A 24,264-nucleotide genomic window follows, 5' to 3' on the forward strand; every position below is an offset into this window, starting at 1 on the left:
GTTATTGCGCCGATACGCGCGTCACGATGGCCGCCAGCCCGCTGGCGACGGTGTCGATGCCGGACATGGCGTCGATCCGTTCCAGCACGCCGCGTGCTTCGTAATAGGCGATCAGCGGTGCCGTCTGCGCGTGATACGCGGTCAGCCGCGCCCCCGCAGTTTCGGCATTGTCGTCGGCCCGGCGCTTGAACGCCGTGCCGCCGCACCTGTCGCAAACCCCCGCCGTGGCGGGCAGTTTGAATTCGTCGTGATAGCCCTCGCCGCACCCGGCACAGGTGTAGCGACCGGCCACGCGGGCGATCATCGCCGCGTCGTCAACCTCCATCGAGATCACCGAGGTGACCGACAGCCCGGCCTGCGCCAAGAGCCCGTCCAGCGCCTCTGCCTGACCGGCGGTGCGCGGAAAGCCGTCAAGGATGACACCCTTGCCGGTGTCCGGTTCGGCCATGCGGTCGCGCAGGATGGCCAGCACGATGTCATCGCTGACCAGACCCCCGGCCTCCATGACCGCCTTGGCCTGCTGGCCCGCCTCTGTCCCGGCCGCAACGGCGGCGCGCAGCAGATCGCCGGTGGACAGTTGCACCAGGCCAAAGCTCTCTTCCAGCATCCGGGCCTGTGTGCCCTTGCCAGCACCGGGCGGGCCCAGCAGGATCAGGACTGCGGGCCGGGTGATGGTTGCGTTTTCCATGGGCTCAGCCCCGGTTCATGCGGTTGGCGACCAGATCGTCCACCACCGACGGATCGGCGAGGGTCGAGGTATCGCCCAGGCTGCCATGGTCGTTCTCGGCGATCTTGCGCAGGATGCGGCGCATGATCTTGCCCGACCGGGTTTTCGGCAGGCCCGGCGCCCACTGAATCAGATCCGGCTTGGCGATCGGGCCGATTTCGGTACGGACCCAGGCCTCCAGCTCCTTGCGCAAGCTGTCGGTCGGTTCGATCCCGTTCATCAGGGTCACATAGGCATAGATGCCCTGGCCCTTGATTTCATGCGGGTATCCGACCACCGCGGCCTCGGCCACCTTTTCATGAGCGACCAGCGCGGATTCCACCTCGGCGGTGCCCATGCGGTGGCCCGAGACGTTGATCACGTCATCCACGCGGCCAGTGATCCAGTAATCCCCGTCGGCATCGCGGCGGCAGCCGTCGCCGGTGAAGTAATAGCCCTTGTACTGGCTGAAATACGCCTCTTGAAAGCGTTCGTGATCGCCCCACAGGGTGCGCATCTGGCCTGGCCAGCTATCGGCAATGCACAGCACGCCTTCGGCGGCGGTTTCGGCCTGGATGGCGGCAGTGCTGGCATCCAGCACCACGGGCTGCACGCCAAAGAACGGTTTGGTGGCCGATCCGGGCTTGGCGTCGGTGGCGCCGGGCAGGGGGGTCAGCATGTGGCCGCCCGTCTCGGTCTGCCAGAAGGTATCGACGATGGGGCGCGTGCCCTTGCCGACATGGGTGTTGTACCAGTTCCACGCCTCTGGGTTGATCGGTTCGCCAACGGTGCCCAGCAGCTTCAGCGAGGACAGGTCATAGCGTTCGACCCAGTCGGCCCCCAGCCCCATCAGGCTGCGGATCGCGGTGGGGGCGGTGTAGAACTGGCTGACCTTGTGCTTTTCGCACACGGCCCAGAACCGGCCCGCATCGGGATAGGTCGGCACGCCTTCGAACATCAGCGTCGTGGCGCCATTGGCCAGCGGGCCATAGATGATATAGCTGTGCCCCGTGACCCAGCCCACATCGGCGGTGCACCAGAAGACATCGCCATCGTGATAGTCAAAGGTGATCTGATGCGTCATCGACGCATAGACCAGATACCCGCCCGAGGTATGCACCACCCCCTTGGGCCGACCCGTCGAGCCAGAGGTATAGAGGATGAACAGCGGATCCTCGGCCCCCATTTCGACATAGGGGCAATAGGGTTTCGCCGCCGCCATTTCCGCCAGCAGGTCGATGTCGCGGTCCTGGACCCAGCTTGTCTGATCGCCGGTATGCTTGACGACAAGGCATTTGATCTTGTCGGAACAGTCGAACAGCGCCTTGTCGGTATTGGCCTTGAGGGCGGTCTTCTTGCCGCCGCGCGGGGCGAAATCGGCGGTGATCACCGCCTTGGCCTGGCAATCGTTGATCCGGCTGGCCAGGCTGTCGGGCGAAAAGCCGGCAAAGACCACCGAATGAATGGCGCCGATCCGGGCGCAGGCCAGCATGGCATAGGCCGCCTCGGGGATCATCGGCAGATACAGCACCACCCGGTCGCCCTTGCCCACGCCATGGGCCTTGAGCACATTGGCCATGCGGCTGGTCTGTTCCAGCAGTTCGGCATAGGTGATGTGGCGGGCCGGTTTGGCCGGATCGTCGGGTTCCCAGATGATCGCGGTCTGATTGGCGCGCTGCACCATGTGGCGGTCGATGCAATTGGCCGAGACGTTCAGCGTGCCGTCCTCGAACCATTTGATCGACACATTGCCATAGTCGAAGCTGGAGTTCTTGACCTTGGTATAGTCGCGGATCCAGTCGATCCGCTTGCCATGTTCTGCCCAGAAGGCGGCCGGATCGGCCACCGACGCTGCATACATCGTCGCATAAAGCTCTGCGTTCACATGCGCATTCGCGGCGAAATCGCTGGACGGCGGGTAGATTCCGGCTGCTGCCTGATCGGACATTGGCTCCTCCATAGTGCGCTTGCGCGACCCGTGCCGCGCCTGGCCGGGAGTTCCCGGCGCTCCATCCCTTGGCGCCATTGTAAACCATTGGTGAAGTTTTACGTAACCCCTTTTTTTGAAATGGTTTTTCTGTAAAGAAATTCACGCTGCAATGCAGAATAGTGTCAATTTCTGTAAATTTCGCGCGACTTGGGCAGGAAAATCAACAGATTGGCGGATCACGGCGGCGTGAGCTCGGATGGCGCGTTTCGGATCAGCCTGTGGTTGTCCTGCGTGGCAGGGTGACGCAGGGGCACATCAATGGCGGCGCGCAAGAATATTGCGTCATAGGGGCTGACATTCTTTCGAATCAGCCTGGCGGGCCGCCAAACTCTGCCAGGGCATCCGCGACCGTGGCCCGCCAACGGACATGCGGCTCGCGCAGGCCCTGGGCCAGCAGGGTGCGGCGCACCTCGGGGCTGGCGCCGGTCAGCACCAGATGGCCGCCGGTGCGTTCCATCTTTTTGGCCAGCAGCTCGAACGACCGCGCACCGGAGCTGTCGACGAAGGGCACATCGGAAAAATCAAGCACAAAGGCGCCTGGCCGGTCAGCGATGCTGTCCAGAACCGCGCCGACCGTTGCCGCAGCGCCAAAGAAATAGGCGCCATGCAGGCGATAGACCACGGCACTGCCCGATTGCTCGACCGGCATTTCCGCCGCGCCATGCGCCGGTTCCACCCGTGCGGCCTCGGACATGCGGCGGATGAAGACGGCGCCGCCGATGGCCGCACCTGCGATGATGCCTTCGGTCAGGTCGCGGAACACCACCAGCAGGAAGGTCACCAGCACGATGGCCGCATCGGCCCGGCTGGCGCGGATCAGCGCCCAGAATTCTGCCTTTTCGGCCATGTTCCAGGCGACTATGGCCAGCACCCCCGCCAGCGCCGCCAGAGGGATATAGCCGGCAAGCGGCGCGGCGATCAGCATGAACGCCAGCAGGAATATGGCATGCAACATGCCGGAGACCGGACCCCGGCTGCCCGCCCGCACATTGGTTGCGGTGCGCGCGATGGTGCCGGTGACGCAAAATCCGCCGAACAGCGCCGAGCCGATATTGGCCACCCCTTGCGCCACCAGTTCGGCGTTCGAGCGATGGCGCCGCCCGCTCATCCCGTCGGCCACTACGGCGGACAACAGCGATTCAATCGCCCCCAGCAGCGCAAAGCTGACCGCATAGGGCAGGGCTGCCATCAGCAGGGCGGTGTCCATCACCGGCAGTTGCGGGGCAGGTGGCGTGCGCGGCAACGCGCCAAACCGCGTGCCGATGGTTTCCACCGGCAGGCCCAGCCCCACCGCCGCGACCGAGGCGACGGCAATGGCGATCAACATGCCGGGCCAGTGCGGACGCCAGCGTTTCGTGCCCTGAATGATGGCGATGGTGGCCACCGCCAGTGCCAGTGCGGCCGGTGTCACGCTGCCGCGCGCGTTCCACAGCGCCTCGATCTTGTGCAGGATTTCGGCAGGTTCCGCTCCGGGCAGCGTCAGGCCGAACAGGTCGCGCATCTGGCTGGCAAAGATGATCACCGCAATTCCGGCGGTGAATCCCACCGTGACCGGATAGGGGATGAACTTGATATAGGTGCCGAACCGCAGCGCGCCCACCGCGATCAGGATGAAGCCCGACAGGAAGGTCGCCAGAATGAGGCCGGGCAGGCCGATCTGCATCACGCAGGCCGCAACCAGCACGATGAACGCCCCCGCCGGTCCGCCGATCTGGAACCGCGACCCGCCCAGGGCAGACACCAGAAACCCGCCGATGATCGCGGTATACAATCCCCGTTCCGGCCCCACGCCGCTGGCAATGGCGATGGCCATCGACAGCGGCAGCGCAACGATGGCCACGGTCAGCCCGGCCAGCGCATCGGCGCGCAGATCCGCCGCAGTGTAGCCCTCGCGCAGCACGGTGGCTATTTTCGGAGTGAATTCATCAACTATTGCCATGATCGGTCCCCGGCCCCCTTGACCCCTCCGGTCCCCGCGGGCAGTGAGACTCCTGCGCGCACGCCCTGTCAAGTGATGCAAAGGAGGCCGACATGCCCATCGCACCTCGTTCCGACCCGTTCCTGTCTGCCGATGACGAGGCCCGCGACATGGCGCGCAGGCTGGTGGCCGGTGCCACCTATGCCGCGATCGCGGTGCTGGAGCCCGACACCGGCCTGCCGTTTTGCAGCCGGATCGGGCTTGGCACCGACGCGCAGGGCCTGCCGCTGGCGCTGGTCTCCATGCTGGCGCATCACACGCGGGCATTGCAGGCCAATCCCGCCTGCTGCCTGTTGATCGGGGAGCCGGGGCCCAAGGGCGATCCGCTGACGCATCCGCGCCTGTCGCTGCGCGCACGGGCCGAATTCCTCGACCCGGCCGGCGCCGACCATGCCGCGCTCAAGGCCGCCTGGCTGGCGCGCAACCCCAAGGCGACGGTCTATGCCAGTCTGCCCGATTTCTCCTTTGCAAGGTTCCGCCCGGTCTCTGCCTCGCTCAATGGCGGTTTCGCCAAGGCGTTCGTGATGACAGAGGCAGACCTGGCCCCGACGGCCTAGCGGGACCAGCCGCCCCGCGCCCGGATGGCGGTGGACGAGGCGGGGTTGAGCGGCAGATCCGTCAGGCACAGGGCCGGGGCCTGGGCGCGGCCCAGCAGGCGCGAATCTTCCGCAGCGATGCGATGCCCGGCCATGTAGCGCGCCGCAGGGGAAAACCGCGCGCTCAGCTGGCTGCCAGGGCGTGACAGCACCCCGATGGGCACCGTATCGGCGATGCTGCGCCAGTCTTCCCATTTGTGGAAACTGGCCAGATTGTCCGACCCCATGAGCCAGACAAACCGGACCCCCGGATAGAGACGGCGCAGCGCGGCCAGCGTGTCGGCGGTATAGCGGGTGCCCAGCAGCGCCTCGACCCCGGTGATCGTCACCTTGGGGTGCCGCATGATCCGGGCCGCCTGGTCCAACCGCCGGGCAAGCGGGGCTGGACCTTGCGTCTTGAGCGGGTTGCCGGGCGAGACCAGCCACCAGATCCGGTCCAGCCCGAACCTGCGCAGCGCCGCGCGGGTGATGTCGACATGCCCTTGATGCGCCGGATCGAAAGACCCGCCCAACAGGCCGATGACCATGCCGCGCCGTGCCCTGGGCAGATCGGCGCGCAAAAGGGCGCGGTGCGAGCTCAAGGCGCGGAGATCCGGATCCGCCAGGCGAAATGGCGCAAGATCAAGGGGGTGCAAACGGTTCGGATCATCAGGGCGCCTTCCTGGGGCAGCAAGCAGGTGCATATGGACACAGCGCCGTGACTTGCGCAACGGTCGGCGGGGCTTGCCCCCTGCGCCCTGTGGCGGTATCGGCAGGCGCCTTGCCGCATGGAAGCGTCCCGATGCCCGCCCTGACCACAATTCCGCAGCTTGTCGCCGCCGGTCTGGCCGATGCGGCCGATGCTCCGGTGCTGGAGGAGGTGGCCGGGGCGTTCCGCGTGCTTGTGTCGCCCGCGATGCAGGCCGCCATCGCGGCGCCCGGTGACGGGGTGGCCCGCCAGTTCCTGCCCGATGCGGCAGAGTTGCATGTGCGCCCCGAAGAGCTGCACGACCCCATCGGGGACCGCAGCCATCAGCCGGTTCCCGGTCTGACCCACCGCTACCCTGACCGCGCCATCCTGCACCTGACCCAGACCTGTGCCGTCTATTGCCGCTTCTGTTTTCGCCGCGAGACGGTGGGTGACAGCGGCCATCTCTCCGATGACGCGCTGGACGGGGTGTTCGCCTATCTGGCCGCCACACCCGCCATCCGCGAGGTGATCCTGACAGGCGGCGACCCGATGGTCCTGTCGCCGCGCCGTCTGGGCGCGGTGATTGCGCGGCTGGCCGGGCTTGGCACGCTGGACGCCATCCGCATCCACACCCGCGTGCCGGTGGTGGCGCCCGACCGCCTTACCCCTGCGATGCTGGCCGCGCTCCGGGGGGCTGTGCCTGTCTGGCTGGTGATCCACACCAACCACGCCGGCGAACTGACCCCGGCCGCCCGCGCCGCGCTTGGCCGTCTGGCGGATGCGGGCGTGCCGCTGTTGTCGCAGACGGTGCTGCTCAAGGGTGTGAACGATACGCCCGAGATCCTCGAAACGCTGTTCCGCGCGCTGTATCGCCTGCGCGTAAAACCCTATTACCTGCACCACTGCGATCTTGCCCGCGGGGCCGGGCATTTCCGCACCACCATCGCCGAGGGCCAGTCGATCATGGCGGCCCTGCGCGGTCGGCTGTCGGGGGCGGCGCTGCCGACCTATGTGCTCGACATCCCCGGCGGCCATGGCAAGGTGCCGCTTGGCCCGGAGTATCTGAGCCGGGACGGCGACGGCTGGCAGGTCACGGACCCGAACGGTCGCACGCACCGCTATCACGATCCCGGCTGATCCCCGACCCCCGCTCTGGACCACAAAGGCAGAACGGCCCGGTTGTCCCCCTTTTCTTTGGCGGCCCTTCCGCCTATAGGCTTCGCTTCGGACCGCCACAGGAGATGCCCCATGCAAGGCAGCGCGAACCTCAACCTGATGATCAAGGCCGCGCGCAAGGCCGGGCGCTCGCTGGTCAAGGATTTCCGCGAGGTCGAGAACCTTCAGGTCTCGACCAAGGGCCCCGGCGATTTCGTCTCCAAGGCCGACCGCGAGGCCGAGCGGATCATCAAGGAAGAACTGATGGGCGGCCGCCCGACCTATGGCTGGCTGGGCGAGGAAACCGGCGAGGACGAAGGGGCCGACCCGACCCGCCGCTGGATCGTCGATCCGCTGGACGGCACCACCAACTTCCTGCATGGCCTGCCGCATTGGGCGGTTTCCATCGCGCTTGAACACAAGGGCGAAATCATTTCCGCGGTTGTCTTCGATCCGGCCAAGGACGAGATGTTCGTCGCCGAAAAGGGCGCGGGCGCCTGGCTGAACGACACCCGCCGCCTGCGCGTGTCGGGGCGCAGGGTGATGATCGAGTCGATCTTTGCCACCGGCGTGCCGTTCGGCGGCCGTGGCACCTTGCCAGCCACGCTCAAGGATCTTGCCCGGTTGATGCCGGTCTGTGCGGGCGTGCGGCGCTGGGGATCGGCGGCGCTCGATCTGGCCTATGTGGCCGCAGGGCGGTATGACGGTTATTGGGAACGTGGCATCAATGCCTGGGACATCGCCGCCGGAACCCTGCTGGTCAAGGAGGCCGGGGGGTTCGTCGGCCCGGTGCGCGAAGGCGACGACCCGCTGGAAAAAGGCGCGGTGATCGCGGGCAACAGCGAATTGTTCACGCCCTTTGCCAACATCATCCGCAGCCGCGACTGACCGACCGCTGGCGCGGCACGTCCCGCGTCTGCGCGGTTGAGGCGCCCGGAACTGGCGATCGGCGCGCGGGCGCCGGGTCTGTAGGTGCGTGGCCTCGCTCTGTCGCCCGGTTTACTCTCCTCGATACCTGCTGTCCCGGACCGGGCAGGGGGGGGGGAACGGCCCTCTGCGCGCCCCTTGCCCAGGCCGCAACCGGGGGGCAGGGCCGGGCGCGAATACGGGTGGATCTTTCCGCAAGGTCGGGCAAATGTGACCGCACCCAGCCGGAAGCCCGCCCATGCGTATGCTCGTTTCGTTCGCCGCCCTGTTCGTGTCCGTGGTGCTGTTGCAATTGGGGTTGGGGGGCGTCGCGCCGCTGGATGCGATATCGGGCGTGCAGCTTGGCTTCACCACCGCAGAGATCGGCATCATCGGGTCGGCGCATTTCCTTGGCTTCTTCATCGGGTGCTGGTGGGCGCCAAGGCTGATGGGCGATGTCGGGCATTCCCGCGCCTTTGCCGCCTTCACGGCTGCGGGCACCATCGGCATTCTGGCGCATATGATGGTGGTGGACCCTTGGGCCTGGTCGGTGTTCCGCATCGCCTCCGGCCTGTCGGTGGCAGGCTGCTACACGATCATCGAGGCCTGGCTGCAAGGCAAGGTCACCAATGCCAACCGGGGCCGGGCGATGGGGGTGTATCGGATCGTCGATATCATCGGCAGCCTGGGCGCCCAGCTTGTGGTGGCTGTGCTGGAGCCGGCCAGCTACCTGTCGTACAACCTTCTTGCGCTGGTCTGTTGCGCTGCGCTGTTCCCGCTGGTGCTGTCCAGGGCCGAGGCGCCCGAAACCGGCCCCGCCCCCCGCCTGCGGCCGCGTCTGGCCTGGGACCGCTCTCCGCTGGCTGCGGTCGGTGTGGTGGTGTCGGGTGTGACCGGCGCCGCCTTTCGCATGGTCGGTCCGCTCTACGGTATTGCCGTCGGGCTGGAGCCGGGCACCATCGCGCTGTTTCTGGCGGCCTATGTGCTGGGCGGGGCGTTTGCGCAGTTTCCCGTCGGCTGGCTGGCCGACCGATATGATCGCCGCACGGTGCTTATCTGGCTCTCCGTTGCGTCGGTGGTGGCCTGCGGGGCAACGGTGGCCGCCTCGGGGGCGGGGGTTGTGGCCATCTTTGTGGCGGCGGCGTTCTTTGGCCTGACCACCTTGCCGATCTATTCGATCTCTGCCGCCCATGCCCATGATTTCGCGCAACCGCTGGAACGGGTGGAGTTGTCGGCGGCGCTGATGTTCCTATATGCCGTCGGGGCCATTGCCAGCCCGCTGCTTGCCTCTGTGTTGATCGACTGGTTCGGCCCGGCGGGCATGTTCGGCTTTATCGCGCTGTCGCATGTGCTGCTGGTGGTGTTCGGCATCGTGCGGATGCGTGCCCGCCCGACCCCGGATACCCGCACCCGCTATACCTATGTGCCGCGCACCTCGTTCCTGATCGGCCGCCTGCTGGGCCGCGGCAAGGACGACGGCTGAGGAACCGGGCCATTCGGGCATTGTAGCGCCGCTGATACCGCAACGGGGGAGGTGGCCCCTCCTAAGAGGCAGCTCCATGGAGGTCCAAGGGGCAAGACCCGAGGGCGGCGGGGCTGGCGCCGTCCTGGTCAGCGCACCGTGGCGATCGGTCCGTCTGCGCGGCCGTGGATGAACTGATCTACATGGGCATCGCCGCTTGAATCCAGTGCCGACACCGGCCCATGCCAGCGCACCACCCCGCCATGCAGCATCGCCACGCTGTCGGCAATCGCGCGGACAGAGGTCATGTCGTGGGTGATGGTGATCGCGGTGGCGCCCATTTCCGTGACCAGATCGCGGATCAACTCATTGATCACGCCCGACATGATCGGATCCAGCCCGGTTGTGGGTTCGTCGAAAAAGATGATCTCGGGGTCGGCGGCGATGGCGCGGGCCAGGCTGACGCGCTTTTGCATCCCGCCGGACAGTTCGGCCGGAAACAGCTCTGCCACCGCCTCTCCCAGGCCGACGCGGCGCAGCTTGTCGATGGCGATGGCGCGGGCTTCGGCCTTGGGGCGTTTTCCAGGGCCGCGCAGCAGACGAAAGGCGACGTTTTCCCAGACCCGCAGGGAATCGAACAGCGCGCCGCCCTGGAACAACATGCCGAACCGCGCCAGAAACGCATCGCGGTCGCCCAGCGTCACGTCGCGGCCATCCACCTGGATCAGGCCGCGATCCGGGCGGACAAGGCCAAGGATGCATTTCAGCAGCACCGACTTGCCGGTTCCCGATCCGCCGATGACCACAAGGCTCTGGCCGCGCGGCACCTCCAGCGTGACACCTTTCAGCACCCGGTTGGCCCCAAAGGCCTTGTGAACGTCATCCAGCCTGATCATGCGGAAAAGAACACTTCGGTCAGGACATAGTTCGCGGCCAGGATCAGCACCGAGGCGGCGACGACCGCCGCCTTGGTCGCCCGGCCCACGCCTTGCGCACCGCGACCGGAATTCATGCCATGATAGCAGCCCATCAGCGCCACGATAAAGCCGAAGGCCGCGCCCTTGAACAGGCCCGACATCACATCCCAGGTTTCCAGATATTGCGCGGTGTTGTGCAGATAGCTGCCAGAGTTGAAGTCCAGCCGGTTCACCCCCACCAGCCAGCCGCCCATGATCCCGATCACGTCGCCCACCCCCACCAGCACCGGCACCGCCAGCGTTGCAGCCACAACGCGGGGCACGGCCAGATATTTCAGCGGATCGGTGGACAGAGTGACCAGCGCGTCGATCTGTTCGGTCACTTTCATCGTGCCGACCTCGGCGGCGATGGAACTGGCAACGCGGGCGGCCACCATCAAGCCGCCCAGCACGGGGCCAAGCTCGCGGACCATACCGATGGCGACGATCGAGGGCACGGCGAATTCGGCCTGGAACCGTGCACCGCCGGAATAGATTTGCAGTGCCAGCGCACCGCCGGTGAACAGCGCGGTCATGCCGACGACCGGCAGCGACAGCCAGCCGATGGCGATCACCTGGGCAAAGAGCTCGCGCCCGTAGAACGGCGGGCGCAGGACATGCGACAGGACGGCGCCGGCAAACATCGCCACGCGCCCAAGTTCCGCCAGCGCGGACAGCACCGCGCGGCCCAGCCGTGCCAGCCCGGCCTGTGGCAGGGCCGCAAGGCTCATGCCGTGGCTCCGGTGCTGTAGCGCCGGGCGTAGCGCGGCCCGAGCGAGGTCAGCACCTCGTAGCCGATGGTGCCCGCGATGGCGGCAAGGTCGTCCACACCCTGATGCGGGCCAAGAATGTCCAGCGCATCGGGAAGTTCGGCCAGATGGGTGATATCGGCGGCGATCATGTCCATCGACACGCGGCCCAGAACCGGGCAGGGCGTATCCCCGGCCCAGACGGTCGCCTTGCCCGACAGCGCACGCGACAGACCATCGGCATAGCCTGCGGCCAACGTGGCGACATGGGTGGGTGCAGTGGCCTGCCATCCCATTGCATAGCCGACATATTCGCCCGGCTCGACCATGCGGGTCTGGATCACCGGCAGCGACAGCGTGACCACCTTGCGCGCATTGGCAAAGGGCTGCCCGCCATAGACCCCGATTCCCGGACGGGTCAGGTCGAAATGATAGTCGGACCCCAGCAGGATGCCGCCGGTGGCCGACAGCGAACGCGGAATGCCTAGCCCATCCGTCAGCGCGCGGAAGGTGTCCAGCTGTTGCGTGTTCAGCGCGGCGTCAGGCATGTCGGAGCAGGCCAGATGGCTCATCAGCAGATGCGGCCGCGCTTCCAGCACGATACCGGCGACCGCGGCCCAGTCATCCGGTTCCATCCCCAGACGGTTCATCCCGGTATCGAGCTGGATCCCGAAGGGCTTGCCGGGCAGCGTCTCCAGATGGCGGGTGATCTGGTCCAGCGAATTCAGCATGGGCACCAGATCCAGATCGCCGATCATGTCGGTATCGCCTGGCATATGGCCCGACAGCACGCTGATGTCGGGGCCCGGCCCAAGGATCTGGCGCAGGGCGGCGCCTTCCTCGGCGGCGGCGACAAAGAAATTCCGTGCGCCGGCCTGGGCCAGCGCCTTGGCCACGCGCGGGGCGCCAAGGCCGTAGGCATCAGCCTTGACCACGGCAGCGGTCTGTACCGAAGTGGCAGAAGCGCGATCCAGGGCCCGCCAGTTGGCGCAGATCGCATCGAGGTCGATTGTCAGGGTTCCTGTAGCCATGACAGGGTTTTGACAGTCAGGCGCGCGGCGTCAAGGGGAAAGCGCGCGCCCCGGCCCGGCAGAGCGACCCGCCGCCCCCGTGGCGGCAAGCGGCTGCCGATGGACTGGCCATGCGCGGGCGCATCTCTGACAGCGCAGGAATTTCGGGGACCGGCGCAGCCAGGCGTTGCGGCAGGATGCGCCGATCCGGTTCTGTGTGTCTAGAAATGTGAGTTTCCATACTATTATTCAGACCATTACATGTGTTTCTTAAGGTAATACCCGAGCTTTGCCCGGTCATGTGCGGCGCCCCGTGCCTGCGGGGCGCCGCAATGGGTGTCAGCCCTGCCAGTCGGGCACCACCGATTGCGCGATGCTTGCATCCAGCGCCTCGAAGGCATTGAGGCCGATCACGTCATACAACTCTGCCCTGGTCTGCATCTCGGGGATCATGGCGGTGGTCGCGCCATCGCGGGCCAATGCGGCGTATAGGTTCGCCTGCGCCTTGTTGGCGACGCGCAGCGAGGAGACGGGCCAGATCACCATGTCATAGCCCAGATCCTGGAACTCTTGCGCGGTCAGGGCGGGCGTGCGGCCGAACTCGGTCATATTGGCCAGCAGTTTGACGTCCGGCAGCGCCGCACGCACCGCTTTGAACATCTCCACCGATGTCAGCGCCTCGGGGAAGATCGCATCGGCCCCAGCCTCGACATAGAGCTTCGCGCGGGCAACGGCCCCCTCGATCCCTTCCGAGGCTGCCGCATCGGTGCGGGCGATGATCACCAGATCGCGCCGGGCGCGGGCGGCGGCGGCAACCTTGGCCGCCATGTCGTGCGGGCTGGCCAGTTTCTTGTCGTTCAGATGGCCGCATTTCTTGGGCAAGAGCTGGTCTTCCAGATGCACCGCGCCCGCGCCCGCCTCTTCAAACACCCGCACCATATGCATGACGTTCAACGCCTCGCCATAGCCGGTATCGCCATCGACCAGCAGGGGCAGGCCGCTGGCCCGGACGATCTGGCGGATGAAGAACGCGACCTCGTCCACAGTGATGATACCCAGATCGGGCAGGCCCATGCTGGCGGTCATCGCGGCGCCCGACAGATACAGCGCGTCGAACCCGGCCGCCCTGGCCTGCAAGGCCGCCTGTCCGTTGTGGGCGCCCGGCAGGCGCAGGATGCCGGGACGCGAGAGGGCCGCGCGCATACGCGCCCCGGCCGATGCAGTCGGCAGATGGTCGGCGATCAGATAGGGCATGTCACGCCTCCGGCTGGGGCGGGGCCAGCAGGCCGCGCCGTTCGATCGGGGCAAAGGCCCGGTTGTCCGGGCCGATGTAGTTGGCCGAAGGGCGGATGATCTTGTTGTCCTGCCGCTGTTCGACCACATGCGCGCCCCAGCCGGACGTGCGCGAGATCACGAAGATCGGCGTGAACATCGCCGTCGGCACGCCCAGCAGATGGTAGGACACCGCCGAATACCAGTCGAGGTTGGGGAACATCCGTTTCTCGTCCATCATCACCGTCTCGATCCGCTCGGCAATATCGAACATGCGGGTCGATCCGGCGGCCTGCGAGAGATGCCGCGCCACCCGCTTGATGACGATGTTGCGAGGGTCGGCGATGGTATAGACCGGATGGCCAAAGCCGATCACCACCTCCTTGCGCGCCATCCGGGCGCGGATGTCGGCTTCGGCCTCGTCCGGGGTCGCATAGCGCTTTTGAATTTCGAAGGCGACTTCGTTGGCGCCGCCGTGTTTCGGCCCGCGCAGCGCGCCAATGGCCCCGGCGATGGCGGAATAGACGTCCGATCCGGTGCCCGCGATGGTGCGCGCGGTGAAGGTCGAGGCATTGAACTCATGCTCGGCATAGAGGTTCAGCGTCGTCTGCATCGCCCGCACCTCGGCGGCGCCGGGCGCGACCCCGTGCAGCAGATGCAGGAAATGGCCCGCGATGGTATCGTCCCCGGTCTCGACCTCGATCCGCCGACCATTTTGCGCGAAGTGATGCCAGTACAGCAGCATCGACCCCTGAGAGGCGATCAGCCGGTCCACGATATCGCGCGCGCCGGGCAGGTTGTGATCAGCCGCCTCGGGCAACACGCAGCCCATGGCGCTGACCCCCGAGCGCAGCACATCCATCGGATGCGCGGCCGCAGGGATCGCCTCCAGCGTCTCGCGCACTGCACGGGGCAGGCCGCGCAGGGCCGTCAGCCTGGCCTTGTAGGCGCGCAGTTCCGCCGTGGTGGGCAGGGCGCCGTGGATCAGCAGATGCGCCACTTCCTCGAATTCGCAGGCTTCTGCGATGTCCAGGATGTCAAAACCGCGATAATGCAGATCATTGCCCGACTGGCCCACGCTGCACAGGGCGGTGTTGCCCGCCACCACGCCCGACAAGGCGACGGATTTCTTGGGTCTGACGATGGAGCCGCTCATGCGCGCACCCGGTCGAAAATGCCTTGCGGGCGAGGCGCGCCCATCCGGTCTGCACCGACCGCGAAGTTCAGGGCCGCAAGATCCCCCCGCTTCAGATCGGCCAGCGCCTCCGCTGCATCGAGAAACCGCTGCTGTTCGGCGGTTGCAACGATGCCATCCGAGAGGGTGAGGAATTTGCGGATGTAGTTTTCGCGCGTGAAGGGGCGGGCACCATCGGGATGTGCATCGGCCAGCGCGAGGCTGTCCTCGATCACCCGGCCATCTTTCAGCGTGACCACCACCCGGCCGCCGAACGCCTTTTCCCTGGGGTCGCGGGCGTGGTAGCGGCGCGTCCAGTCCTGGTCCTCGACCGTGCTGATCTTGTGCCACAGCGCCACGGTCTCGGGGCGCCCGGCGCGCTCGGGGGCGTAGCTGCGTTCGTGATGCCAGCCGCCGTCCTCCAATGCGACCGCGAAGATATACATGATCGAATGGTCCAGCGTTTCGCGGCTGGCCTTGGGGTCCATCTTTTGCGGGTCGTTGGCGCCGGTGCCGATCACGTAATGGGTGTGGTGACTTGTGTGGATCTCGATGCGGTCGATCCGGGACAGATCCCCGATGTGCGGCCCCATCCGGCGGGCAAGGTCGATCAGCGCCTGACTTTGGTATTCTGCCGAATGCTCCTTGGTATAGGTGTCAAGGATTGCGCGCTTGGCCTCGCCCTTGCCGGGCAGCGGCACCTGATAGCGGGCGTTCGGACCGGACAGCAGATAGGCGACAAAGCCGTCCTCGCCCTCCCATGCCGGGGAAGGTGCGCCTTCGCCGCGCATTGCGCGGTCCACCGCCTCGATGGCCATCTTGCCGGCAAAGGCCGGGGCAAACGCCTTCCACGACGAAATCTCGCCCTTGCGGCTCTGGCGGGTGGTGGTGGTGACATGCAGCGCCTGTTGCACGGCCTGATAGATCACGTCGGTGGGCAAACCCAGAAGCGTGCCGATCCCTGCGGCGGCCGACGGGCCAAGGTGGGCGATATGGTCGATCTTGTGTTCGTGCAGGCAGATGCCGCGCACCAGGTTGACCTGGATTTCATAGCCGGTTGCCAGACCCCGGATCAGATCTGCCCCCGATGCGCCCGTATGCTGCGCCACGGCAAGGACAGGCGGAATATTGTCGCCGGGATGCGAATAGTCGGCAGCGAGGAACGTGTCGTGAAAGTCAAGCTCGCGCACCGCAGTGCCGTTGGCCCAGGCCGCCCATTCCGGCGAAACGCGATCATTGGCAAGGCCGAACACCGTGGCGCCGGGCGTCATCGGGTGGCACAGCGCCTGTGCCCTGGCCGACGCCACGGGACGCCGCGCAACCGAGGCGGCGGCGACGGCGGCATTGTCGATGATCCGGTTGATGATCATCGCCGTCACCTCCGGCAGAACCGCCACCGGATCGGCGGCGACTTCGGCGATTTTCCATGCAAGCTGGTCCTCGCGCGGCAGATGTTCGGCGGATTTGTAGGTCCGCACGTCATGCGTGATCATCGGATGTCCCTTCGTCTCGTGTCTGTTGTGCAATGGCCTGCGGTCGCCCTGCGGCATCGACGGAGACCATTTCGAACCGTCCCGACAGGGCGGTCCGTGCGGGGGCGCCGCCGGTCGTCTGCGCCATCGCCTCGACCTGAACCGTCATGGAACTGCGCCCGGTGCGGGTGACGCGGGCGACAAGTTCCATCGTTTCGCCCAGCCGGACCGGCGAGGCGAAATCGACCCGTTCGGACCGCGCCATCACCACAGAGGTGCCGGCATGGCGGCTGGCCGCAACGAAAGCGGCCTTGGCCATCAGGGCCAGGGCATGGCCGCCGAACAGCGTGCCATAGTGGTTGGTCTGATCGGGAAAGATCATCTCGATCATCCGGGTTGCGCAGTTGGCTGACATGGCAAGTGCCTTTGCAGGATTGGCACCTTGATCTTTTCACAACGCAGGAATGAATATAAACTACTGAAAATGAATGAAATTGCGAACGGTATCGCTGCGAATTGCGAAGGTTGCAAAGATGAGCAAGACCTATATGGGCGTCCGCCTGCGCCGCTTGCGCGAGGATCGCGGCATGACACAGGCGGCGCTGGCCCGCGCGCTGGAGATCAGCCCGAGCTATCTGAACCAGATTGAACAGAATGCCCGGCCGCTGACCGTGCCGGTCCTGCTGAAACTGAACGCTGCCTTCGGACTGGATGTGCAGATGTTTTCCGATGCCGACGAGGCGCGGCTGATCATCGACCTTCGGGCGGCGCTGGCCGATCAAGGGGCGGGGATCTCTGTGGCCGAGGTGCGCGAACTGGCGACCAACATGCCCGAGGTGGCGCGCAGCATCATTGCCATGCAGCGCCGGCTGCGGGAAACGGCAGAGCGGGCCGATCAGCTTGCAGGGCATATCACGGCGCCCCCCGGCCATTCCCCCGCCGCGTTCGAGGCGGTGCGCGACTGGTTCTACGAGCGCCGCAACCATGTGGCCGAACTTGACCTTGCGGCCGAGGCGATCGGCGACGCCTTGCCGCCGGGGCGCATGACTGCGGGACTTACCGACCGGCTGGCGGGGCGGCATGGCATCCGCATCGCGCAGGGCGGGGCCGCGCTGCGCCGCTACGACCCGGCCGAGCGTATCCTGCATCTGGCCGCGCATCTGTCGCCGGGGCAGATGGCGTTTCAGATCGCCACGCAACTGGCGTTTCTGGAACAGGGCGAGACCATCGCCCGGTTGTCACAGGATCCGACGTTGTCGGTTGATGCCTGCACGCTTTTGCGGATCGGATTGGCGAATTACTTCGCCGGCGCGCTGATCCTGCCGTATCGCGCCTTTCTGGCCGCCGCTGAAGCCACGCACTATGACATCGACCTGCTGGCCCGGCGGTTCGGGGTGGGATTCGAGACGACCTGCCACCGGCTGTCCACCCTGCAACGGCCCGAGGCGCGCGGCGTGCCGTTCTTTTTCATCCGGGTGGACCGGGCGGGCAATATCTCGAAACGCCAGTCGGCGACGGACTTTCACTTCAGCCGGATCGGCGGCTCTTGCCCGTTGTGGAACATCTACGAGGCATTCGCCCGCCCCGGCGAGGTGCTGCGACAGGTGGCGCAGATGCCCGATGGCCGCAGCTATCTTTGGATCGCGCGGCAGGTGCAGACCGGGCAGGGCGGCTTTGGTGCGCCGGTCAAGACCTTTGCCGTGGCGCTGGGCTGTGATCTGACCCATGCCGAACGGCTGGTCTATGCGCGGGGGCTGGAGCTGAGAAACCCCGAGACGGCAACCCGCATCGGCCCCGGCTGCAAGGTTTGCGAACGCCCGGCCTGTCCGCAACGTGCCTTTCCGATGGTGGGCCGCCCGCTGGCCGCCCATCCCGGCGAAGCGCAGTTCGCGCCCTATTCCGGGGCAGGCTGATCCGCGGGCCGCTTGGGCGCGCGCAGGGTGTCTGGCGCTATTGCGCGCGGGGCATTTGCCGTCCGGCGACATAGGTGGCGGCAATCGCCCGGTCATCGCCCAGCATGATCGTGGGGAACAGCGCCTGCCACAGATCCTCGGCCCGGCGGGTCGCCTGTTCGATGGCCGGGGTCGAGGCCAGGTCGATCACCACCAGATCGGCCTCCATTCCGGGGGCGATATTGCCGATGCGGTCGTCCATCCGCAGCGATTGTGCCGACCCTTGGGTCGCCAGCCACCACAATTCGGCCGGATGCAGGGCACGGCCTTTCAACTGGCCCACCTCATAGGCGGCGGCCATCGTGCGCAGCATGGAGAACGACGAGCCGCCCCCCGTATCGGTCGCAAGACCGATGCGGTGCCCCGCCGCCTTCAGCCCGCCCATGTCGAACAGCCCCGAGCCGATGAAGGTGTTCGAGGTGGGGCAGTGGATCAGGCTGCAATCCATATCCAGCAGCTTGGCGCGTTCGCGGTCTTCCAGCCAGATCGCGTGCCCGAACACGGCGCCGGGGCCGACAAGGCCAAAGCGTTCATATGTGTCCAGATAATCCCGTGCCGTCGGATACAGGCTGCGGACCCAGGCAATCTCGTCCGTCTGTTCCGACAGATGCGTCTGCATCAGGCACGACGGGTTGGCGGCCCACAGCGCCCCCAGCGCCTCTAGCTGCTCTGGCGTCGATGTAGGGGAAAAGCGCGGCGTGATCACATAGGACAGGCGGTCCAGTTCATGCCACTTTGCGATCAGGCGGGCCGAGTCGTCATGCGCCGACCGGGCCGTATCGCGCAGCGCTTCGGGGGCGGTGTCGCGGTCCATGCAGGTCTTGCCGGCCAGGGCGCGCAGCCCGCGCGCCTGCGCCTGGTCAAAGAACGCATCCACGCTGGCCGGGTGGATGGTGCAATAGCTGCATACGGTCGTGGTGCCGTTGGCCAGCGTCAGATCGAAATAGCGGCTGGCAATCTCTGTGGCATAGGCGGGATCGGCAAAGCGCATTTCCTCGGGGAAGGTGTACAGGTTCAGCCAGTCGATCAGCCGCTTGCCCCAACTGGCGATGATGGCGGTCTGCGGATAATGCACATGCGCGTCGATGAACCCCGCCGAAATCAGGTTGCGCCCGTGGCTGGTGACGGGCACCTGCGGATGGTCGGCGCGCAACCGCGCCGCAGGGCCGATGGCGCGGATCACCCCGCCCTCGATCAGCACGGCGCCCTCGGGCTCGATCCGCGCGGCGCCGATCCCGTCTGCAAAGGGATCGCCGGCAAAGCTCAGTACCTGTCCGGTCAGAAGTTCGGCCACGGGATCACGCTCCATGTTTGCGACACAAGAGCGTAACCCTATTTTGCGCGTGGGTAAATTTCCCCATTGCCTCTGTTTTCCCGAAACTGCTTCGGCTAAGGTCTTCGCAATTCCGGCCACAAGGAGGCGCGACATGACGGATGATCCCGAAAGCCCGCGCCCCGCCCCCCCGCAAGAAGTGGTCGATGCCGTCCGCGAGGCGGTCGAGGCGGGGGATTCCGCCCGTCTGGTGGATTTGCTGGAACCACTGCACGCCGCCGATGTGGCCGATATCCTGGAACAGATCCGCGCAGGCGAACGCGCCGCGCTGCTGCGCCTGTGGGGCCGCGAGATCGACGGCGACATCCTGTCGGAAATCGACGAATCGATCCGCGAGGAGGTGATCGAAAGCCTAGCGCCCGATGTGCTGGCCGATGCGGTGCGCGAACTCGATTCCGACGACGTGGTCGATATTCTCGAAGATCTGGAAGAACCGGCCCAGGCCCGCATTCTGGGCGCGCTGGACCGCGAGGATCGCGCGGCGGTCGAACAATCGCTGTCCTACCCGGAATATTCCGCCGGGCGCCTGATGCAGCGCGAGGTGGTGTCCGCCCCGCTGCACTGGACCGTGGGCGAGACAATCGACTTCCTGCGTTCCGAAGAATGGCTGCCGGATCAGTTCTACCATGTGATCCTGGTCGATCCGCGCATGAAGCCCATTGGCTATGTCACGCTAGGCCGCATCCTTTCGGCCCGGCGCGACGTGCGGCTGTCAGACCTGGCCGAGGAGAGTTTCCGCGTCATTGCCGCGACCGAGGCAGAGGCCGATGTGGCCTATATCTTTACGCAGTATCACCTGATCTCGTTGCCGGTGACGGATCAGGCGGGGCGGCTGGTCGGTGTGATCACGATTGACGATGCCATGTCGGTGCTGGACGAGGAGCACGAGGAAGACATGCTGCGCATGGCCGGTGTCGGCGAGGAAAGTTCGCTGTCCGATGGCGTCTGGGATACGGTGCGGCAGCGGTTTCCCTGGCTTGCGGTCAACCTGGTGACGGCGAATATCTCTGCGCTCGTGATCGGGATGTTCGAGAATACCATTGCCGTGATCGTCGCCCTGGCGGCCCTGATGCCGATTGTCGCCTCGATGGGCGGTAACGCGGGAACCCAATCCCTGACGGTGGCGGTGCGGGCGCTTGCGACGCGGGATCTGACCGCATCGAATGCCAAGCGTGTGGTGTGGCGTGAACTGGTGGTGGGCCTGTTGAACGGTGTCGGCTTTGCCGTGGTCATGGGTCTGGTCGCCTGGGCGTTCTATGGCCGTGACGTCTGGCTGGGGGCCGTCATTGGGGCCGCAATCGTCGTCAACCTTGTGGTGGCGGCGTTGTCGGGCGTGCTGATCCCGCTGGTTCTGCATCGGCTCAAGCTTGACCCGGCCCTTGCCTCGGGCACGTTCGTGATGACGCTGACCGATGTGGTGGGCTTTTTTGCCTTCCTCGGACTGGCGACGATGGTGCTGTTGTGAACGCTGGGGCCGCTGCCAAGGCTGTGGTGCGCGATGTCGCACTGGCGGCGCGTGCGGTCGCCCATGCCGCAGGGCAGGGCGCTGCGTCCGATCATCTGCGCGCCGCGCTGGCGCCCTGGCATGGCAAGGTGCTGGCGGGCTACATGCCCATGCGGTCGGAAATCGACCCGCTGCCCGCGATGGCGGACTGGGCCGGGCCGGTCTGCGTGCCGGTTGTGGTGGAACGCGCGGCGCCGCTGCGCTTTCGCCGCTGGACACCCGAGGCGCGCATGGTGCCCGGCAATTTTGGCGCGCTGATCCCCGAGTCCGGGGACTGGCTGGTCCCCGAGGTGCTGATCGTGCCGCTGGTCGCCTTTGACCGGCGCGGCGGGCGTCTGGGATATGGCGGCGGGTTCTATGACCGGACGTTGCAGGCGTTGCGGGCTCATGGGCCGGTGGCGGCCATCGGCTTTGCCTTCGCGGCGCAGGAAGTGCCCGATGTCCCGACCGAGCCGACGGACCAGCCGCTGGACCTGATCGTGACAGAGGCGGGGCGGATTGCGTTCCCGTGATCCCCTGCCGTTCTTGACAGACGGGGGGGCGGGGCGCATATCCGCAGCAACCCCGGAGATTGTGCCATGTTCATCCAGACCGAAACCACACCGAACCCCGCCACGCTGAAATTCCTGCCCGGTCAGGATGTGATGGCGGTGGGAACTGCGGATTTCCCGTCGGTCGAGACGGCGGAAAAATCACCGCTTGCGCGCCGCATCTTTGCCGTCGGCGGTGTCAGCGGCGTGTTTCTGGGCAATGATTTCGTCACCGTGACGAAAGAGGCCGAGACCGCCTGGGACCATGTGAAGCCCGCCATTCTGGGTGCCATCATGGAGCATTTCCAATCCGGCGCCCCCGCCATCGAGGGCGAGGCAGAGGCGGCCCATGCCACCCATACCGGCGAGGATGGCGAGATTGTGCGCCAGATCAAGGAACTGCTGGACACCCGCGTGCGTCCGGCCGTGGCACAGGATGGTGGCGATATCACCTTTCACGGCTTTGACCGCGGCGTCGTCTATCTGCACATGAAAGGCGCCTGCGCGGGCTGTCCGTCCTCGACCCTGACGCTGAAGATGGGAATCGAGAACCTGCTGCGCCATTACATCCCGGAAGTGACCGAGGTCCGCCCGGTCGCTGCCTGATCCATGGCGCAGGGACCATACCTGGCCTTTGATACATCGGCCGCGCATTGCGCGGCCGCTTTCGTCGTAGAGGGCCACGTGGCGATTGCCCGGCTGGAGCCGATGCAGCGCGGGCAGGCCGAACGTCTTGTGCCGCTGCTGCAAGAGGTGCTGGCCGAGGCGGGGGCGGAATGGCGCGATCTGGCTGGGCTTGCGGTCGGGATCGGGCCGGGGAATTTCACCGGGGTGCGGATCGCGGTTGCCGCAGCGCGCGGACTGGGGCTGGCGCTGGATGTTCCGGTGATCGGAATTTCGGGGTTCGAACTGCTGCTGGCCCCCGAGGATCGCGGGCCGATGCTGCTGTCGCTGCCCGCCCCGCGCGATCTGGTCTATGTGCAGGCGTTCCGCGAGGGGCGGCCAGATGCGGCGCCCCGGCTGATCGACCCTGCCGCCGTGCCGCAGGATCTGGAGGTGCCTGCGGGCCTGACAGTGCGCGGGCATCGCGCGGCAGAGATCGCGGCAGCGGTCCATGCCCGCGCGCAGGTGGCCGATACGGCCGATGTCGCGCCTTTGCTGGGCAGGCGGGCGGCCTGGCGGTTCGGCCAGCCGCTGGATGGTCTCCGGCCTGCGCCGCTTTATGTGCGCCCGCCCGATGCCGCGCCGCCATCGGATCCGCCCCCGGTGATCCTCGATGCCTGATCCGGTGCGCCTGGCGGAGATCCACGCCGCCAGCTTCACCAATCCGCGCCCCTGGTCCGCGGCAGAGATCGCGGGCCTGCTGGACATGCCGGGCAGTTTCCTGTGCGAGGCGGACGATGGCTTTGTTCTGGGGCGTGTCGTGCTGGACGAGGCCGAGTTGCTGACCCTGGCCGTGGCCCCGGACGCCCGCCGGAACGGGGTGGGTGCCGCGCTGCTGGATGCCTTCGAGGCGCGGGTCAAGGCCAGCGGCGCCACCTGTGCCTTTCTGGAAGTGGCCGCCGACAATGCCGCGGCGATTGCGCTGTACACGCGGGCCGGATGGCGGCCCTGCGGACGGCGCCGGAACTATTACCGCGACGGGACGCAAGGGCCGGTGGATGCCATGGTGATGGAGCGCACATTCGCGCAACCAATGGCTTAGCCCGGCGCCTTGTTGCGTCCGGCGCGTCCCGGCCGGGCGAGATTCCTGTTGACCGCCGCCAGCGCCTGCGGCTTGATGAGGGCAGATCCGCAAGAGATCGGACAGCCGACCGGGCCGCTATGCCCGCGGCATAACCGGGAGACTCCGAATGACCCTGATGAAAAAATTCCTTGGCGCCACCGCCATGCTGGCGCTGTCGGCAGGCGTTGCTGCTGCTGAACCTGCGCTGATCTTCGATCTTGGCGGCAAATTCGACAAATCCTTCAATGAAGCGGCCTATAACGGCGCTCAGGCCTGGGCCAAGGAAACCGGCGGCACCTACAAGGAACTGGAAATGCAATCTGCGGCGCAACGGGTGCAATTCGCCCGTCGCATGGCAGAATCGGGCGCCAATCCGATTGTCGTGATGGGGTTCCAGAACGAAGAAACGCTCAAGGAAGTTGCGCCCGACTATCCGGATACCTCCTTTGTGCTGATCGACGCGGTGGTCGATCTGCCGAATGTGCGCTCGGTCATTTTCGCGGAACATGAGGGCAGCTATCTGGTCGGGATGCTGGGCGCCATGGCGTCGAAAACCGGCACGGTCAGCTTTGTCGGCGGCATGGACATTCCGCTGATTTCGGCCTTTGCCTGCGGCTATGCCCAAGGCGCCAAGGCTGTGAACCCCGATATCAAGGTGATCGTCAACTATACCGGCGATACGCCTGCCGCATGGAACGATCCGGTCAAGGGCGGCGAAATCGCCAAGGCACAGATGAGCCAGGGCTCGGACGTGATCTTTGCGGCCGCGGGCGGAACCGGGCTGGGCGTGTTGCAGGCCGCCAGCGATGCCGGCGTGCTGTCGATCGGGGTTGATTCGAACCAGAACCACCTGCATCCGGGCAAAGTGCTGACCTCGATGCTCAAGCTGGTCGACAATGCCGTCTATCAGGCGTTCAAGGATGGCCCCGGCCTGGAGGTCGGCGTCGTCAAGATGGACCTGGCCGCCGGGGGCGTCGGCTATGCGCTGGACGAGCACAACAAGGATCTGATCACCGAGGAGATGCAGGCCAAGGCCGAAGCGGCCAAGGCCGATATCGTGGCCGGCAAGATCGCGGTGCACGATTATCGCACCGACAGCACCTGCCCGGCGTTCTGATCCGGC

The 24,264-nt window shown here is 66.3% G+C and carries 23 protein-coding genes; 11 read left to right on the forward strand and 12 right to left on the reverse strand.

Going from position 1 to position 24,264, the window contains the following annotated elements; all coding sequences use genetic code 11:
• Position 1: 1 nt before the first annotated feature.
• The 3 genes from BW970_RS00300 to BW970_RS00310 all read right to left on the reverse strand — a co-directional run bounded on the left by BW970_RS00300 (position 2) and on the right by BW970_RS00310 (position 4,635).
• Positions 2-688 (reverse strand): adenylate kinase, encoded by a 687-nt coding sequence (locus tag BW970_RS00300; RefSeq protein ID WP_076527584.1) that lies wholly within the window; start codon positions 686-688, stop codon positions 2-4.
• Between the two features lie 4 nt (positions 689-692).
• Positions 693-2,654 carry an acetate--CoA ligase gene (gene acs / locus BW970_RS00305; protein ID WP_076527586.1) on the reverse strand — a complete coding sequence of 654 codons (1,962 nt, stop codon included), beginning with the start codon at positions 2,652-2,654 and terminating at the stop codon, positions 693-695.
• A 349-nt stretch (positions 2,655-3,003) separates the two neighbouring features.
• Complete coding sequence (locus BW970_RS00310) at positions 3,004-4,635, reverse strand: SulP family inorganic anion transporter (RefSeq protein WP_076527588.1); 1,632 nt, start codon at positions 4,633-4,635, stop codon at positions 3,004-3,006.
• A 92-nt stretch (positions 4,636-4,727) separates the two neighbouring features.
• Between BW970_RS00310 and BW970_RS00315 the strand changes: the two genes are divergently transcribed.
• Positions 4,728-5,231 carry a HugZ family pyridoxamine 5'-phosphate oxidase gene (locus BW970_RS00315; RefSeq protein WP_076527590.1) on the forward strand — a complete coding sequence of 168 codons (504 nt, stop codon included), beginning with the start codon at positions 4,728-4,730 and terminating at the stop codon, positions 5,229-5,231.
• Here BW970_RS00315 and BW970_RS00320 read toward each other — a convergent pair.
• On the reverse strand, positions 5,228-5,830 hold the full coding sequence (locus BW970_RS00320) for a nicotinate-nucleotide adenylyltransferase (protein ID WP_076529077.1): 603 nt from the start codon (positions 5,828-5,830) through the stop codon (positions 5,228-5,230). The two genes, BW970_RS00315 and BW970_RS00320, sit on opposite strands and share 4 nt — an antisense overlap.
• Before the next feature lie 221 nt (positions 5,831-6,051).
• Here BW970_RS00320 and BW970_RS00325 point away from each other — a divergent pair, with 221 nt between their 5' ends.
• From BW970_RS00325 to BW970_RS00335, 3 genes are all read left to right on the forward strand, one after another.
• A complete protein-coding gene (locus tag BW970_RS00325; RefSeq protein WP_076527592.1) occupies positions 6,052-7,077 on the forward strand; it encodes a lysine-2,3-aminomutase-like protein in 1,026 nt (341 codons plus the stop codon).
• Between the two features lie 111 nt (positions 7,078-7,188).
• A complete protein-coding gene (locus BW970_RS00330; RefSeq protein WP_076527594.1) occupies positions 7,189-7,983 on the forward strand; it encodes an inositol monophosphatase family protein in 795 nt (264 codons plus the stop codon).
• 277 nt (positions 7,984-8,260) lie between these two features.
• A complete protein-coding gene (locus BW970_RS00335) occupies positions 8,261-9,484 on the forward strand; it encodes an MFS transporter (RefSeq protein ID WP_076527596.1) in 1,224 nt (407 codons plus the stop codon).
• 128 nt (positions 9,485-9,612) lie between these two features.
• Here the strand turns inward: BW970_RS00335 and BW970_RS00340 are convergent, their stop codons facing one another.
• The 7 genes from BW970_RS00340 to BW970_RS00370 form a co-directional block, all read right to left on the reverse strand.
• Positions 9,613-10,359, reverse strand: coding sequence for an ABC transporter ATP-binding protein (locus BW970_RS00340; protein WP_076527599.1), 747 nt, complete (start codon positions 10,357-10,359; stop codon positions 9,613-9,615).
• Positions 10,356-11,150 (reverse strand): MlaE family ABC transporter permease, encoded by a 795-nt coding sequence (locus BW970_RS00345; protein WP_076527601.1) that lies wholly within the window; start codon positions 11,148-11,150, stop codon positions 10,356-10,358. Before BW970_RS00345 ends, BW970_RS00340 begins: the two co-directional genes overlap by 4 nt.
• Entirely contained in the window at positions 11,147-12,199 is a 1,053-nt protein-coding gene (gene alr / locus BW970_RS00350; RefSeq protein WP_076527603.1) for an alanine racemase, read from the reverse strand. The genes BW970_RS00345 and alr overlap by 4 nt, the downstream gene beginning before the upstream one ends.
• A gap of 318 nt (positions 12,200-12,517) precedes the next feature.
• Positions 12,518-13,432, reverse strand: coding sequence for a methylisocitrate lyase (prpB, locus tag BW970_RS00355; RefSeq protein ID WP_076527605.1), 915 nt, complete (start codon positions 13,430-13,432; stop codon positions 12,518-12,520).
• A gap of 1 nt (position 13,433) precedes the next feature.
• Positions 13,434-14,606, reverse strand: coding sequence for a bifunctional 2-methylcitrate synthase/citrate synthase (gene prpC, locus BW970_RS00360; RefSeq protein ID WP_076527608.1), 1,173 nt, complete (start codon positions 14,604-14,606; stop codon positions 13,434-13,436).
• Entirely contained in the window at positions 14,603-16,117 is a 1,515-nt protein-coding gene (locus BW970_RS00365; RefSeq protein WP_076527610.1) for an MmgE/PrpD family protein, read from the reverse strand. Before BW970_RS00365 ends, prpC begins: the two co-directional genes overlap by 4 nt.
• Positions 16,104-16,511 carry an acyl-CoA thioesterase gene (locus BW970_RS00370; protein ID WP_076527612.1) on the reverse strand — a complete coding sequence of 136 codons (408 nt, stop codon included), beginning with the start codon at positions 16,509-16,511 and terminating at the stop codon, positions 16,104-16,106. The genes BW970_RS00365 and BW970_RS00370 overlap by 14 nt, the downstream gene beginning before the upstream one ends.
• Positions 16,512-16,629: 118 nt before the next feature.
• On the opposite strand from BW970_RS00370, the gene BW970_RS00375 reads away from it, so the two are divergent.
• Positions 16,630-18,009: a short-chain fatty acyl-CoA regulator family protein gene (locus tag BW970_RS00375; RefSeq protein WP_076529079.1), complete on the forward strand. Its 1,380-nt coding sequence runs from the start codon at positions 16,630-16,632 to the stop codon at positions 18,007-18,009.
• Between the two features lie 37 nt (positions 18,010-18,046).
• Here the strand turns inward: BW970_RS00375 and guaD are convergent, their stop codons facing one another.
• The gene (gene guaD, locus BW970_RS00380) at positions 18,047-19,342 is read right to left on the reverse strand and encodes a guanine deaminase (protein WP_076529082.1); all 1,296 of its coding nucleotides are present in this window, start codon (positions 19,340-19,342) and stop codon (positions 18,047-18,049) included.
• Between the two features lie 133 nt (positions 19,343-19,475).
• On the opposite strand from guaD, the gene mgtE reads away from it, so the two are divergent.
• From mgtE to BW970_RS00410, 6 genes are all read left to right on the forward strand, one after another.
• Positions 19,476-20,846, forward strand: coding sequence for a magnesium transporter (mgtE, locus tag BW970_RS00385; RefSeq protein ID WP_076527614.1), 1,371 nt, complete (start codon positions 19,476-19,478; stop codon positions 20,844-20,846).
• Complete coding sequence (locus BW970_RS00390) at positions 20,843-21,397, forward strand: 5-formyltetrahydrofolate cyclo-ligase (RefSeq protein WP_076527616.1); 555 nt, start codon at positions 20,843-20,845, stop codon at positions 21,395-21,397. The genes mgtE and BW970_RS00390 overlap by 4 nt, the downstream gene beginning before the upstream one ends.
• Before the next feature lie 66 nt (positions 21,398-21,463).
• A complete protein-coding gene (locus BW970_RS00395; protein WP_076527618.1) occupies positions 21,464-22,021 on the forward strand; it encodes a NifU family protein in 558 nt (185 codons plus the stop codon).
• Positions 22,022-22,024: 3 nt separating this feature from the next.
• Positions 22,025-22,699 carry a tRNA (adenosine(37)-N6)-threonylcarbamoyltransferase complex dimerization subunit type 1 TsaB gene (gene tsaB, locus BW970_RS00400; protein WP_076527620.1) on the forward strand — a complete coding sequence of 225 codons (675 nt, stop codon included), beginning with the start codon at positions 22,025-22,027 and terminating at the stop codon, positions 22,697-22,699.
• Positions 22,692-23,120 carry a ribosomal protein S18-alanine N-acetyltransferase gene (gene rimI / locus BW970_RS00405; protein WP_076527622.1) on the forward strand — a complete coding sequence of 143 codons (429 nt, stop codon included), beginning with the start codon at positions 22,692-22,694 and terminating at the stop codon, positions 23,118-23,120. The genes tsaB and rimI overlap by 8 nt, the downstream gene beginning before the upstream one ends.
• Positions 23,121-23,268: 148 nt before the next feature.
• Positions 23,269-24,258 carry a BMP family lipoprotein gene (locus tag BW970_RS00410; protein WP_076527624.1) on the forward strand — a complete coding sequence of 330 codons (990 nt, stop codon included), beginning with the start codon at positions 23,269-23,271 and terminating at the stop codon, positions 24,256-24,258.
• Positions 24,259-24,264 lie beyond the last annotated feature (6 nt).

The organism is Gemmobacter megaterium, from assembly GCF_900156815.1.
GTDB classification, from domain to species: Bacteria; Pseudomonadota; Alphaproteobacteria; order Rhodobacterales; family Rhodobacteraceae; genus Wagnerdoeblera; species Wagnerdoeblera megaterium.

What these genes read in the sequence shown, in the direction of transcription:
- BW970_RS00300 (WP_076527584.1), bottom strand. Translation starts at nt 688, where the DNA reads ATGGAAAACGCAACCATCACCCGGCCCGCAGTCCTGATCCTGCTGGGC.
- acs (WP_076527586.1), bottom strand. Translation starts at nt 2,654, where the DNA reads ATGTCCGATCAGGCAGCAGCCGGAATCTACCCGCCGTCCAGCGATTTC.
- BW970_RS00310 (WP_076527588.1), bottom strand. Translation starts at nt 4,635, where the DNA reads ATGGCAATAGTTGATGAATTCACTCCGAAAATAGCCACCGTGCTGCGC.
- BW970_RS00315 (WP_076527590.1), top strand. Translation starts at nt 4,728, where the DNA reads ATGCCCATCGCACCTCGTTCCGACCCGTTCCTGTCTGCCGATGACGAG.
- BW970_RS00325 (WP_076527592.1), top strand. Translation starts at nt 6,052, where the DNA reads ATGCCCGCCCTGACCACAATTCCGCAGCTTGTCGCCGCCGGTCTGGCC.
- BW970_RS00330 (WP_076527594.1), top strand. Translation starts at nt 7,189, where the DNA reads ATGCAAGGCAGCGCGAACCTCAACCTGATGATCAAGGCCGCGCGCAAG.
- BW970_RS00335 (WP_076527596.1), top strand. Translation starts at nt 8,261, where the DNA reads ATGCGTATGCTCGTTTCGTTCGCCGCCCTGTTCGTGTCCGTGGTGCTG.
- BW970_RS00340 (WP_076527599.1), bottom strand. Translation starts at nt 10,359, where the DNA reads ATGATCAGGCTGGATGACGTTCACAAGGCCTTTGGGGCCAACCGGGTG.
- BW970_RS00345 (WP_076527601.1), bottom strand. Translation starts at nt 11,150, where the DNA reads ATGAGCCTTGCGGCCCTGCCACAGGCCGGGCTGGCACGGCTGGGCCGC.
- alr (WP_076527603.1), bottom strand. Translation starts at nt 12,199, where the DNA reads ATGGCTACAGGAACCCTGACAATCGACCTCGATGCGATCTGCGCCAAC.
- prpB (WP_076527605.1), bottom strand. Translation starts at nt 13,432, where the DNA reads ATGCCCTATCTGATCGCCGACCATCTGCCGACTGCATCGGCCGGGGCG.
- prpC (WP_076527608.1), bottom strand. Translation starts at nt 14,606, where the DNA reads ATGAGCGGCTCCATCGTCAGACCCAAGAAATCCGTCGCCTTGTCGGGC.
- BW970_RS00365 (WP_076527610.1), bottom strand. Translation starts at nt 16,117, where the DNA reads ATGATCACGCATGACGTGCGGACCTACAAATCCGCCGAACATCTGCCG.
- BW970_RS00370 (WP_076527612.1), bottom strand. Translation starts at nt 16,511, where the DNA reads ATGTCAGCCAACTGCGCAACCCGGATGATCGAGATGATCTTTCCCGAT.
- BW970_RS00375 (WP_076529079.1), top strand. Translation starts at nt 16,630, where the DNA reads ATGAGCAAGACCTATATGGGCGTCCGCCTGCGCCGCTTGCGCGAGGAT.
- mgtE (WP_076527614.1), top strand. Translation starts at nt 19,476, where the DNA reads ATGACGGATGATCCCGAAAGCCCGCGCCCCGCCCCCCCGCAAGAAGTG.
- BW970_RS00395 (WP_076527618.1), top strand. Translation starts at nt 21,464, where the DNA reads ATGTTCATCCAGACCGAAACCACACCGAACCCCGCCACGCTGAAATTC.
- tsaB (WP_076527620.1), top strand. Translation starts at nt 22,025, where the DNA reads ATGGCGCAGGGACCATACCTGGCCTTTGATACATCGGCCGCGCATTGC.
- rimI (WP_076527622.1), top strand. Translation starts at nt 22,692, where the DNA reads ATGCCTGATCCGGTGCGCCTGGCGGAGATCCACGCCGCCAGCTTCACC.
- BW970_RS00410 (WP_076527624.1), top strand. Translation starts at nt 23,269, where the DNA reads ATGACCCTGATGAAAAAATTCCTTGGCGCCACCGCCATGCTGGCGCTG.